Source organism: Burkholderia sp. IMCC1007 (assembly GCF_027257875.1).
In the GTDB taxonomy this organism is placed as follows: domain Bacteria; phylum Pseudomonadota; class Gammaproteobacteria; order Burkholderiales; family Burkholderiaceae; genus Burkholderia.
The window spans coordinates 1-11,799 of the sequence record NZ_JAPVQY010000069.1; the positions used below are offsets into that span (position 1 = coordinate 1).

At 69.4% G+C, this 11,799-nt stretch carries 14 protein-coding genes; 11 read left to right on the forward strand and 3 right to left on the reverse strand.

The window, feature by feature from the left end; all coding sequences use genetic code 11:
* The 3 genes from gspL to O1Q03_RS34970 all read left to right on the forward strand — a co-directional run.
* Positions 1-743, forward strand: a 743-nt coding sequence (gene gspL, locus O1Q03_RS34960; protein ID WP_269509542.1) for a type II secretion system protein GspL, incomplete at its 5' end; no start/stop codon positions are given.
* Positions 740-1,246 (forward strand): type II secretion system protein M, encoded by a 507-nt coding sequence (locus tag O1Q03_RS34965; protein WP_269509544.1) that lies wholly within the window; start codon positions 740-742, stop codon positions 1,244-1,246. The genes gspL and O1Q03_RS34965, both read left to right, overlap by 4 nt.
* A 31-nt stretch (positions 1,247-1,277) precedes the next feature.
* Positions 1,278-2,066: a type II secretion system protein N gene (locus O1Q03_RS34970; RefSeq protein WP_269509614.1), complete on the forward strand. Its 789-nt coding sequence runs from the start codon at positions 1,278-1,280 to the stop codon at positions 2,064-2,066.
* A 36-nt stretch (positions 2,067-2,102) separates the two neighbouring features.
* On the opposite strand, the gene O1Q03_RS34975 is transcribed toward O1Q03_RS34970, so the two are convergent.
* Together O1Q03_RS34975 and O1Q03_RS34980 are read right to left on the reverse strand one after the other, a co-directional pair.
* A complete protein-coding gene (locus O1Q03_RS34975; protein ID WP_269509546.1) occupies positions 2,103-3,662 on the reverse strand; it encodes an efflux transporter outer membrane subunit in 1,560 nt (519 codons plus the stop codon).
* Between the two features lie 293 nt (positions 3,663-3,955).
* Positions 3,956-4,240: a multidrug ABC transporter ATPase gene (locus O1Q03_RS34980; RefSeq protein ID WP_269509616.1), complete on the reverse strand. Its 285-nt coding sequence runs from the start codon at positions 4,238-4,240 to the stop codon at positions 3,956-3,958.
* Positions 4,241-4,414: 174 nt separating this feature from the next.
* Between O1Q03_RS34980 and O1Q03_RS34985 the strand changes: the two genes are divergently transcribed.
* Together O1Q03_RS34985 and O1Q03_RS34990 are read left to right on the forward strand one after the other, a co-directional pair.
* The gene (locus O1Q03_RS34985) at positions 4,415-4,903 is read left to right on the forward strand and encodes a MarR family winged helix-turn-helix transcriptional regulator (RefSeq protein ID WP_269509548.1); all 489 of its coding nucleotides are present in this window, start codon (positions 4,415-4,417) and stop codon (positions 4,901-4,903) included.
* Positions 4,904-5,082: 179 nt separating this feature from the next.
* Positions 5,083-6,645, forward strand: coding sequence for a DHA2 family efflux MFS transporter permease subunit (locus tag O1Q03_RS34990; RefSeq protein ID WP_269509550.1), 1,563 nt, complete (start codon positions 5,083-5,085; stop codon positions 6,643-6,645).
* Between the two features lie 70 nt (positions 6,646-6,715).
* Here the strand turns inward: O1Q03_RS34990 and O1Q03_RS34995 are convergent, their stop codons facing one another.
* Complete coding sequence (locus O1Q03_RS34995; protein ID WP_269509552.1) at positions 6,716-7,642, reverse strand: LysR family transcriptional regulator; 927 nt, start codon at positions 7,640-7,642, stop codon at positions 6,716-6,718.
* A 141-nt stretch (positions 7,643-7,783) separates the two neighbouring features.
* Between O1Q03_RS34995 and O1Q03_RS35000 the strand changes: the two genes are divergently transcribed.
* The 6 genes from O1Q03_RS35000 (at position 7,784) to fliO (ending at position 11,787) form a co-directional block, all read left to right on the forward strand.
* A complete protein-coding gene (locus O1Q03_RS35000; protein WP_269509554.1) occupies positions 7,784-8,260 on the forward strand; it encodes a CidA/LrgA family protein in 477 nt (158 codons plus the stop codon).
* 13 nt (positions 8,261-8,273) lie between these two features.
* The gene (locus tag O1Q03_RS35005) at positions 8,274-8,996 is read left to right on the forward strand and encodes an LrgB family protein (RefSeq protein ID WP_269509556.1); all 723 of its coding nucleotides are present in this window, start codon (positions 8,274-8,276) and stop codon (positions 8,994-8,996) included.
* 204 nt (positions 8,997-9,200) lie between these two features.
* Entirely contained in the window at positions 9,201-9,737 is a 537-nt protein-coding gene (gene fliL, locus O1Q03_RS35010; RefSeq protein ID WP_269509558.1) for a flagellar basal body-associated protein FliL, read from the forward strand.
* Positions 9,738-9,759: 22 nt separating this feature from the next.
* Positions 9,760-10,758 carry a flagellar motor switch protein FliM gene (gene fliM / locus O1Q03_RS35015; protein ID WP_269509560.1) on the forward strand — a complete coding sequence of 333 codons (999 nt, stop codon included), beginning with the start codon at positions 9,760-9,762 and terminating at the stop codon, positions 10,756-10,758.
* Complete coding sequence (fliN, locus tag O1Q03_RS35020) at positions 10,751-11,221, forward strand: flagellar motor switch protein FliN (protein ID WP_269509562.1); 471 nt, start codon at positions 10,751-10,753, stop codon at positions 11,219-11,221. The genes fliM and fliN overlap by 8 nt, the downstream gene beginning before the upstream one ends.
* On the forward strand, positions 11,218-11,787 hold the full coding sequence (fliO, locus tag O1Q03_RS35025; RefSeq protein ID WP_269509564.1) for a flagellar biosynthetic protein FliO: 570 nt from the start codon (positions 11,218-11,220) through the stop codon (positions 11,785-11,787). The genes fliN and fliO overlap by 4 nt, the downstream gene beginning before the upstream one ends.
* Positions 11,788-11,799: the final 12 nt, after the last annotated feature.

Genomic DNA, 11,799 nt, shown 5'->3' on the forward strand with positions numbered 1-11,799 from the left:
GCCTCGAACTCGCGATCGCGCGCGGCGCGCTCGGCGAAGGGTTCGCCGCGCCTGCCGCGCGCGCAAGCGGCACGCTCGCCGCGCTGTCGGGCGGCGGCGACGTCGAACTGTACGAACTCGGCGAGCCGGGCGCGGAGCCGCGGCTCGCGTCGGTCGGCCCCGCCGATGGCCCGCTGCTGCCGGGTGCGCAGCCGCTGCCGTTCGACGCATTCGCGCGGCGCGCGCTGGGCGAGCGCCTGGATCTGTGCCAGTTCGAATTCGAATCGCAGCCGTGGCGCTTCGACCGCGCGACGGCCAAGCGCCTGCGCGTGCCGATCGCCCTCGCCGCGACGACGCTCGGCGTCGCCGTGATCGGGATGAACCTGTACTGGTGGAAGCTGTCGCGCGAACGCGATGCGCTGTCCGCGCAGATCACCGAGACGCTGCTGTCCGCATTCCCGAAGACGACGACGGTGCTCGATCCGCCCGCGCAGATGCAGCGCCAGCTCGACCAGCTGCGCGTCGCGGCGGGCGAGCTGTCGCCGAACGATTTTCTCGCGCTGTCGAGCGCGCTGTCGCGTTCGATGGGCCCGCTGCCGCTGAACGGGATCGCGTCGCTCGATTATCACGACCGGCGGCTCGACGTCGGCTTCAAGCCGGAGGTCAAGGTGGACCCCGATTTCCCGCAGCGTCTCGCACGCAACGGGTTGGCCGGCGAAGTCGACAGCAGCACCGGCAAATGGACGATCCGGAGCCGCTCATGAAGACCGAACAACTGAACCAGACGCTCGCGCAGTTCTGGGGCGAGCGCACGCAGCGCGAAAGGACGCTGCTGGGCTGGGGCGGCGCCGTGCTCGTCATCGCGATCGCGTATTCGGTGCTGTGGGCGCCCGCGCAGGAAGGCAGCGCGCGGATCCGCAACGCGCTGCCGACGATGCGTCGCGAGCTCGCGGAGATGACCGCGCAGGCCAACGAGGCGAAGTCGCTGGCCGCCGCCGCGCAAGGCGTCGCGCCGACCGGCCTCGCGCTGAAGGACGCGCTCACCGCGTCGCTGTCCGATCACGGGCTGCAGGGTGCGCAGACGCAGGTCGTCGGCAACGGCGTGCAGATCCAGATGAAGAACGTGCCGTTCCCGGTGTGGACGCAGTGGCTCGACGACGCGCGCCGGCAGTTCAAGGTGCAGGTCGGCGAAGCGCACGTCACCGGGCTGAAGGAAGACGGCCAGGTCGACCTGACGGCCGTGATGCAACCCTCGATGCAGAAATGACGCAGTGGATGAAACCAGCAGCGGCCGGCCGATGAGGCCGGGGATCAGGCGGCTCGTCGCCGCATTGCCGTGGGTGGCGGCAGGCGGGCTCGCGGCGGCCGTGACGCTCGTCGCGCTCGCGCCGGCCGCATGGATCGCGCCGCAGTTCGCGCGCGCGACCGGCGGCCACGTGAATCTCGTCGATCCGGACGGATCGCTGTGGCATGGCTCGGGCACGCTGATGCTCGCGCCGGGCGCCGACCAGAGTGCGGCCACGCTGCTGCCGGGCCGCGTCGAATGGACGACGCGCTTCTGGCCGCTCCTGACCGGCCGCGTGCAGATGCGCATGCGGCAAACCGACGCGATGCCCGATGCGGTCACGCTCGACGCGACGTGGCGCGGCGCAGTGCTGTCGGCGGGCACGATGGCCGTGCCCGCGTCGCTGCTCGCCGGGCTCGGCACGCCGTTCAACACGCTCGACCTGCAGGGCGACGTGCGGCTCGGCTGGACCGACTGGCGCCTGCTCGGCAACAACGCGTACGGCCAGCTGACGGTGACGATCGATTCGATGAGTTCGCGCGTGTCGCGCGTGAAGCCGCTCGGGTCGTACCGTGCGGTGCTGCAGGCGAAGGGAACGGGTGCCGATCTCGACCTGTCGACGACGCAGGGGCCGCTGTTCCTCGACGGACACGGCAGCTTCGGCCCCGGCCAGGGATCGTTCCGCGGCACCGCGCACGCGGCGCCGGAGCAGCAGGCGAACCTCGCCGGGCTGCTGAACCTGCTCGGCCATCCGATCGGCAACAACCAGGTGTCGCTGATCTTCGGCGACGCGATGCGCTGACGCGCGCAGCGGCGTCGCTCCTTTCCGTTCCTGCGCCTACTTCTGCGCGAGCGGCGCGGTGGCCGCCGGTGCGGTCGCGGCCGGCGCCGCCGCACCCGACGCCGGTGCCGGCGCGGCCATGTCGCCCGTTTCGCGCGTCATCTCCGACGTATTCCAGCCGCCGCCGAGCGCCTTCACGAGCCCGACCGACGACACCATCCGCTGGCCGGAGATCGTCGCCAGCTTCTGCTGCGCGGTAAACGCCGTGGTCTGCGCGGTCAGCACGTTCAGGTACGCGACCGTGCCGGCCTTGTACTGGTTCGTGACGATCGCGAGCGCGTGCTCGGCGCTGTCGACGGCCTGCCGCTGCACGTCCACTTCCTGCGCGAGGATGCGTTGCGACGCGAGGTTGTCCTCGACGTCCTGGAACGCGGTGAGCACCGCGAGGCGATACGCGGCGACGTTCTCGTCGTAGGTTGCGCGGGCGGCCTCCGTCTGCGCGGCGCGCAGGCCCGCGTCGAACAGCGTCGCGGCGAGCTGCGGGCCGACCGTCCAGAACCGTGCGGGCAGCGTGAACAGCTGCGACCACACCGAACTCTCGAAGCCGCCGCTTGCCGACAGCGTGAGCGTCGGGAAGAACGCGGAAATCGCGACGCCGATCTGCTCGTTCGCGGCGGCCGCGCGGCGCTCGGCCGCCGCGACGTCGGGCCGGCGCTCGAGGATCGCGGACGGCACGTCGACCGGCGTGATCGGCGGTTCGGCCGTGAGCGGGTTCGGCGGCAGCGAGAACGTGGACGCCGGTTCGCCGATCAGCGTCGCGATCGCATGCTCGTACTGCGCGCGCGCGACGCCGTTTTCGATCGCCGCCGCCTGCGCGCTCTGCAGCTGCGTCTGCGCCTGGATCACGTCCGCGCGCGCGGCCACGCCCTGCGCGTACTGGTTCTGCGTGAGCTTCAGCGATTCGCCGTACGACTTCACGGTGTCGTCGAGCAGCTTCTGCAGCGCATCGGACGTGCGCAGCTGGAAATAGGTTTGCGCGAGCAGCGCCTGCTGCGACAGCCGCGCGTTCGCGAGCTCGGCCGCGGCGGCCGCTTCGCCGGCGCGCTGCGCGCTCACGGTGCGGCTCACCTTGCCCCACAGGTCCGGCTCCCAGCTCGCGTCGAGGCCGACGCTGTAACTGTTGCTGATCGACCCGCCACTGCCGAAATTCGACGACGTGCCCGACGACGCCGACGCGCGCCCCGACCGGGAGCGCGACGCCGACGCGCTCAGCCCGACGGTCGGGAAATATGCGGCGCGCGCCTCGGTGACGAGCGCACGGGCCTGCCGGTACGCGGCGGCCGATTGCGCGATGGTCTGGTTCGATGCGTTGAGCTTGTCGATCAGCGCGTCGAGCTGCGGATCGTTGTAGACGGTCCACCATGGGCCGCGGTCGGTGCGATCGGCGGGCTGCGCGACCTTCCAGCCGGCCGGCGCTTCCTTGTATGCGGCCGGGATCGACGTGTCGGGGCGATGATAGTCGGGCCCGACGGCGCAGCCGGCGAGCAGCACGGCCGTCGCAACGGCGACGGCGGCGCTCAGCGGGCGAAGGGCGCGCGGGAGGGAGGCGTACGGCATCGTGGTTTTCCTGTCTGGGCGCGACGACGGCCAAGCGGCGTCGCGCGATGCGGTCGTCGTGCCGCTGGCGGACAAATGGTAACTGACGGCGGAGTGGCCGCGCAGCCCTAAGGGTACGGTGCGCAACGGCCCGAATGTGTTACCGCCGCGGCCGGCCGGTTTACGGGCCATTACGGATCGCTTGCGGGCGGCGACAGCGGCAGACGCCGGCAAGCGGCGGGCACGGCGACGGGCCGCGCATCGCGCGGCCGGCGTTCAGTCAGGATGGCGGGAGCGGCGTGATGCGGGTGGCGTCAGTGGCAGCGCACGGGCACCGGGACGGATTCGGCGGCTGACCGCCATGATGACGGCTCCGCGGCCGACGGCTGGCTCGTGCGGCGGGCGGCGGCCTTCGCATTGCGCTGCCGGCGATGATCGAACCATGCGAACCCGAGCGCCGCGAGCGATCCTCCCGGCAGCACCAGCATCGTCACGTACAGCGCGATTTTCCAGCCGCGGTGCGGCCCGGAAAACACATGATGAGTGGTATCGGTCAGATTGCGGCGCAGCGCGCCGGCGGCATTTTTCAGGAACAGCATCGCGAACATCCTCGGGGGCCCGGCAGCGCGGGCGAAGCGGTCAGAACATAGTCTCCGGCAGTGCAACATGCACGTCGTAACTGGTTGACTGAAATAATATTGACTAAGCAATCATTTTTCAAGATACTGGGCGCGTTTTGACCTGAAACGCACTGTTGCTGCGCGCGCAATCGCATGAACGGCGGCCTCTACGATCCCGACACCATCGCACTGGAAACGAGCCTCGGTTATTACCTGACCAAGGCCCGGCAGGCGCTCGTCGAGCGGATGGACCGCGCGCTCGAGCCGTTCGACCTCACCGCGCAGCAGATCGGCGTGATCCTGCTGTTGTCGCGCGGCTACGCGCGCACGCCGTTCGAGCTGTCGCGCAAGATGTCGTACGACAGCGGATCGATGACGCGGATGCTCGACCGCCTCGAGCGCAAGGGCCTCGTTGCACGCTCGCGCAGCGAACAGGACCGCCGGATGATCGAGCTGACGCTCACCGAGCGCGGGGCCGACGCGGCCCGCGCGCTGCCGTCGCTGATCGCCACCGCGCTGAACGCGCAGCTCGCCGGCTTCTCGGCCGACGAACTCGCGACGCTCATCGGCCTGCTGCAACGCTTCATCGCGAACGGGCCCGGCGACGTCGGCTGCCCGTCCCCCGTCGATCCCGATCGCTGAGCGCACGGAGAGACGATGTCTAGGTTAAATATTCGCTTATTTCTCTGTCTGGGCAGAAGATGACGCGGCATGTGGTCGTTCGCTCCCCTGTCACCCTGATCCATCCGGACGGGCCGCGCGGTATCGCGCGCCCGTGCGCTGTGCCGGCGCGTTCCGCGCGCCGCGTCTAGGAGATTCCGATGTCCGCCACCACGGCATCCGCCGCGCCGCCCGCCGCCGAACCCGCACCGCTCACCGGCGGCGCGCTCGCGCTGCTCACCGTCGGGCTCGCGCTCGGCACCTTCATGGAAGTGCTGGACACGTCGATCGCGAACGTCGCGGTGCCGACCATCTCGGGCAGCCTCGGCGTCGCGACGAGCGAAGGCACGTGGGTGATCTCGTCGTATTCGGTCGCATCCGCGATCGCGGTGCCGCTCACCGGCTGGCTCGCGCGGCGGGTCGGCGAGGTGCGCCTCTTCACGCTGTCGGTGCTCGCGTTCACGATCGCGTCGGCGCTGTGCGGCCTCGCATCGAACTTCGAGACGCTGATCGCGTTCCGGCTGCTGCAGGGTCTCGTGTCGGGCCCGATGGTGCCGCTGTCGCAGACGATCCTGATGCGCAGCTATCCGCCCGCGAAACGCGGGCTCGCGCTCGGGCTATGGGCGATGACGGTGATCGTCGCGCCGATTTTCGGCCCGCTGCTGGGCGGCTGGATCAGCGACAACTACACGTGGCCGTGGATTTTCTACATCAACCTGCCGATCGGCATCTTCTCCGCGGCCTGCGCGTACTTCCTGCTGCGCGGCCGCGAGACGAAGACGACGAAACAGCGCATCGACGCGATCGGCCTTGCGCTGCTCGTGATCGGCGTGTCGTGCCTGCAGATGATGCTCGACCTCGGCAAGGACCGCGACTGGTTCAACTCGACCTTCATCGTCGCGCTCGCGCTGATCGCGGTCGTGTCGCTCGCGTTCATGCTCGTGTGGGAGGCGACCGAGAAGGAGCCGGTGGTCGACCTGTCGCTGTTCAAGGACCGCAACTTCGCACTCGGCGCGCTGATCATCTCGTTCGGTTTCATGGCGTTCTTCGGCTCGGTCGTGATCTTCCCGCTGTGGCTGCAGACGGTGATGGGCTACACGGCCGGCAAGGCCGGCCTCGCGACCGCGCCGGTCGGGCTGCTCGCGCTCGTGCTGTCGCCGCTGATCGGGCGCAACATGCACCGGCTCGACCTGCGGATGGTCGCGTGCTTCGCGTTCATCGTGTTCGCGATCGTGTCGGTCTGGAACTCGACGTTCACGCTCGACGTGCCGTTCAACCACGTGATCCTGCCGCGGCTCGTGCAAGGGATCGGCGTCGCGTGTTTCTTCGTGCCGATGACGACGATCACGCTGTCGAGCATCCCGGACGAACGGCTCGCGAGCGCGTCGGGGCTGTCGAACTTCCTGCGCACGCTGTCGGGCGCGATCGGCACCGCGGCCAGCTCGACGTTCTGGGAGAACGACGCGATCTACCACCACGCGCGGCTGTCGGAATCGGTGAGCGTCTACGCGCAGAACACGACCGACTACCAGGGCGCGCTCGCGCAGCTCGGCATCGTCGGGCAGACGGCCAATGCGCAGCTCAACCAGCTCGTCACGCAGCAGGGCTTCATGATGGCGACCAACGACTTCTTCCACCTGTCGGCCGGCGTGTTCATCGTGCTGGCCGCGCTCGTGTGGATCACGAAGCCGAGGAAGGGGGCGGGGCCCGCGATGGGGCATTGAACGCGGAGACCGGGCGGTAGCCGCCGGATCGGTTGCCGGGCACGTCTGACTTCCGTCCGCGTCGCGCGCCTCACTCCCGCGCGCGCAATCCCCCGAACGCGAGATCGTCGCCCGACGCGATCGGCAGCGTCGCCCGCGCGACCTCGAGCCACGCCCGCGCCGCGTGCGACAGATACCCCTTCTTCAGCCAGCCCAGCGCGATCGCCCATGTGATCTCCGGCTCGACGATCGGCCGGCACGTGAACTGCCCCGCATCCAGCCGCCGGCAGTACGGCTCCGGCAGCAGCGCGATGCCGACGCCCGCGTGCACCAGCGCGGCCATGAAATCCCAGTGGCCGCTGCGGCTCACGATCGACGGCGTGAAGCCGACCTGCCGGCACGCATCGAGCACCGCGTCGTGCAGCGCGAGGCTTTCCGCGTAGAACACGAACGACTCGCGCGCCAGATCGGCGAGCGGCACGGCCGCGTGATCCTCCCAGCGCGACTCGCGCGGCGCGACGAGCCACAGTGGTGCATGCACCATCGGCAGCCGGTCGAACGTGCCGGGGTCGACGGGCTCCAGCAGCCCGCCGAGCTCCAGCTCGCCCGACATCAGCGCGGCCTCGATCATCCGCGCGCCCTGCTCGAACAGCTTCAGCTCGATGTTCGGATAGCGCTGCTTGTACGCGGCGATGATCGGCGTGAACAACGATCCGCCGAGCGGCGGGATGCCGATCGTCAGCTCGCCGCGCCCGAGCGTGCCGAGATCCTTCAGCTCCGATTGCAGCTGGGCCTGCGCGGCGAGCACGTCCTGGCCGCGCTGGAACACGATCCGCCCCGCATCGGTCAGCACCATCTGCCGGCCGTCGCGCAGCAGCAGCGGCGAGCCGATCTCGTCCTCGAGCGCCTTCACCATCTTGCTGATGGTCGGCTGCGTGACGAACAGCCGGTCGGCGGCCGCGGTGAAACTCTGCTGACGGACCACCTCGACGAAGTACCGCAGCGCGCGCAATTCCATCGATCACTCCCCACATTGGTGCGGCAAGCCGCGACTGAATTCCGAATCGGAATGACAAGGATAGAGACAAGTCATTTTATTTATGGTTAGGGGAAACCCTATACTTGCGCCATTGACAGAATCGTCTGTATGGAGCCCGCAATGAACACGCCGACCGCCACTGCCGCCGCCCGCCCCGCTGCTTCCGGCAACGTTACGCGTACGGGCCGGATCGTGCTGCAGGCCACCGCGCTCGGCGTGCTGTGGATGGCGGTCGACTGGGCCGTGCGCGCGGTCGGGCTGCCCGTGCCGTCCGGCGTGATCGGCCTCGCGGTGCTGCTCGCGCTGCTGTTTTCGGGCCGCGTCGCGCCGGCATGGGTGAAGGACGGCGCGAACTGGCTGCTGTCCGACATGCTGCTGTTCTTCGTGCCGGCCGCCGTCGCGGCGGTCCAGTACGGCGGCCTGTTCCGCGAGGACGGCTGGCGCATCGCGCTGGTCATGCTGGCCGGCACCGCATTCGTGATGGTCGCGGTGGCCGTTGCGGTCGACCTCGCCGCGAAGCTCGAACGCCGGCTCGCCGCGCAGCGTGTGTTCGCCGAACGCCGCCGCGCGCGCCTCGCCACCGTGTCCGCCCACTGACCCGGAGCCTGCGATGTTCGCGCCGCTGTCGAACCTGTCCGCCGATCACGTGAATACCGCGATCTCCGTCGGCTGCTTCGTGCTGACGGTCGCGCTGTATTTCGCATCGAAGCGGCTCTACGCATACAAGAAGACGCTGCTGTTCTCGCCGCTCGTGTTCGTGCCGGGCGTGCTGGTGCTGCTCGTGCTGCTGACCGGCACCCCGTATTCGGTCTACTTCCGCGACACGCGCTGGCTGATGTGGCTGCTCGGCCCGGCGACGATCGCGTTCGCGGTGCCGATCTACGAGTATCGCGACCTGATCCGCCGCCACTGGCTGTCGCTGTCGGTCGGCGTCGCGGTCGGGATCGGCGCGGGCGTGTGCGGATCGCTGCTGCTCGCGAAGCTGCTGCACCTGTCGCCGGAGCTGCAGCGCTCGCTGATGACGCGTTCCGTGTCGACCCCGTTTGCGCTCGCCGTGTCCGACAAGATCCACGCGCCGAAGGATCTCACCGCGCTGTTCGTGATCGCGACCGGCATCTGCGGGATGCTGCTCGGCGAAATCGTGCTCGCGCTGGTGCCGATGCGCACGCGGCTCGCGCGCGGTGCGCTGTTCGGCGCGGCCGCCCATGGCGTGGGCACCGCGAAGGCGCGCGAGATCGGCAGCGAGGAAGGCGTCGTGTCGAGCCTCACGATGATGATCGCGGGCGTCGCGATGGTGCTGATCGCGCCGCTGCTGTCGTTGCTGCCGATCTGACGATGTACGAGCGGGCGCCGCAGCCCGCCCCGGCCCGCCGCTTCGCTTCGCGGCCCGCGCACCCGCCGGCCGCGCCCCGTTCCACGCGGCCGCTTCCGCGCCGCTGCCACCCTGCATCGAGCCGGCACCCGGCCGACAATCGGCTGAGATAGCCGCAAATCCCCCCTCTTTTCCGCCCATCGCGTCCGGCCCGGATGCCGAACAATGCATGCTACGAGATATCACGCACGCATTCACATGGCCACCACGACCGCAAACCCGACTGCCGACAAGCCGGCTTCATCGGGCAAGTTCAAGCGCATCGCGCTCATCGCCGCCATCGCGGTGGGCGCGGCCGCCGCTGCCGCCGCCGGCATGTACGTGTTCATGAGCAAGGCAGACGTCGGCCATCCGGGCACGCACGCCGCGCCGGCGCCGCTCGCCGCGCCGGTGTTCTTCCCGCTCGACCCGCTGACCGTGAACCTGCAGTCGGACGACGGCGTGCAGCACTACCTGCGCGTCGGCCTGTCGCTGAAGCTCACCGACCCGAAGGCGCAGGAGCAGCTGACCGCGCGGATGCCGGAAATCCGCAGCCGGATCCTGCTCGCGCTGTCGAACAAGCGTCCCGAGGAGCTCGCGACGCCGGACGGCAAGCGTGCGCTCGCGAAGGAACTGCGGGAGCTGATCGGGCAACCGACGCAGCCGGGCAACGAGCGCGCGAAGGTCGACGACGTGCTGTTCACCGAATTCGTCGTCCAGTAACGCGGCCGAAAAAGGAGCGCGCATGGGCCACCAGGAGTTCATGTCCCAGGAGGAGGTCGATGCCCTCCTCAAGGGCGTCACGGGCGAAACCGATACAGTCGACGAGCAGCGCGACACGTCGGGCGTCCGCCCCTACGACATCGCGACGCAGGAGCGGATCGTCCGCGGCCGGATGCCCGGCCTCGAGATCATCAACGACCGCTTCGCGCGGCTATTGCGGATCGGCATCTTCAACTTCATGCGGCGCACGGCGGAAATTTCCGTGAGCCAGGTGAAGGTGCAGAAGTACAGCGAGTTCACCCGCAACCTGCCGATTCCGACGAACCTGAACCTCGTGCACGTGAAGCCGCTGCGCGGCACGTCGCTGTTCGTGTTCGATCCGAACCTCGTGTTCTTCGTCGTCGACAACCTGTTCGGCGGCGACGGGCGGTTTCACACCCGCGTCGAGGGCCGCGATTTCACGGCGACCGAGCAGCGGATCATCGGCAAGCTGCTGAACCTCGTGTTCGAGCAGTACGCGAACGCGTGGAAGAGCGTGCGGCCGCTGCAGTTCGAATTCGTGCGCTCGGAGATGCACACGCAGTTCGCGAACGTCGCGACGCCGAACGAGATCGTGATCGTCACGCAGTTCTCGATCGAGTTCGGGCCGACCGGCGGCACGCTGCACATCTGCATGCCGTACTCGATGATCGAGCCGATCCGCGACGTGCTGAGCTCGCCGATCCAGGGCGAGGCGCTCGAAGTCGACCGCCGCTGGGTGCGCGTGCTGTCGCAGCAGGTGCAGGCCGCCGAGGTCGAGCTGAGCGCGGACCTCGCCGAGATCGCGACGAACTTCGAGAAGATCCTGAACCTGCGTACGGGCGACGTGCTGCCGCTGGAGATCGCGGACACGATCGTCGCGAAGGTCGACGGCGTGCCGGTGATGGAATGCGGTTACGGCATTTTCAATGGTCAATATGCGTTGCGCGTGCAGAAGATGATCAGCGCGGGCGACACGATGAAGGAAGGTGGATATGAGTGAGCTGAACCAGACGCCCGAACTCGACCCGCAGGCGCTCGCCGACGCGGCACTCGCGGAATCGGCTGCCGCCGCGCAGGCGGACCCTGGCATGGACGACTGGGCCGCCGCGCTCGCCGAGCAGAACCAGCAGCCGGTGCAGGCGGGCGCGACGGGCGCCGGCGTGTTCCAGCCGCTGTCGAAGGCCGCGCCGAGCTCGACGCACAACGACATCGAGATGATTCTCGACATCCCGGTCAAGATGACCGTCGAGCTCGGCCGCACGAAGATCGCGATCCGCAACCTGCTGCAGCTCGCGCAGGGGTCGGTCGTCGAGCTCGACGGCCTCGCCGGCGAGCCGATGGACGTGCTCGTGAACGGCTGCCTGATCGCGCAGGGCGAAGTGGTCGTCGTCAACGACAAGTTCGGGATCCGGCTGACCGACATCATCACGCCGGCCGAACGCATCCGGAAGCTGAATCGATGAACGCAGCAAAGCCCGGCCGCCGCGTGTGGGGCGCGAGCGCGGCGGCGGCCGTGGCCGTCGCCGCGTCGCTCGCCGGTACGCCGGCCGGCGCCGCCGACATGAACGCGGTGAACCGCGCCGGCGCGATCGCGTCGGGCGTCGTCGTCGGTTCGGCCGCGCCGTCGCTCGGCATCGGCGCGGTGCTGCAGACGCTCGTCGGGCTCGCGGTCGTGATCGGCCTCGTGTTCGGCTGCGCGTGGCTCGCGCGCCGCTTCGGGTTCCAGCCCGCGCGGCGGGGCGGCCCGCTGAAGGTCGTGTCGAGCGTCGGGCTCGGCGCGAAGGAAAGCGCGACGATCGTCGAGATCGGCGACACCTGGCTCGTGCTCGGCGTCGCGCCGGGCAACGTGCGGCTGCTGCATACGCTGCCGGCCGGCTCGGCGGCGCTGACGGCGGCGTCCGCCGCACCCGATGCCCCCGCCGGCGCCGCATCGGCAGACCGCGGGCTGCCCGGCACGTTCGGCGCGCGCTTTCGCGACGCGCTCGCGGGCGAAGCCGCGAAACGTCTCGGGCGCGGCAAAGACCGCTGAGATCCCGCCGTG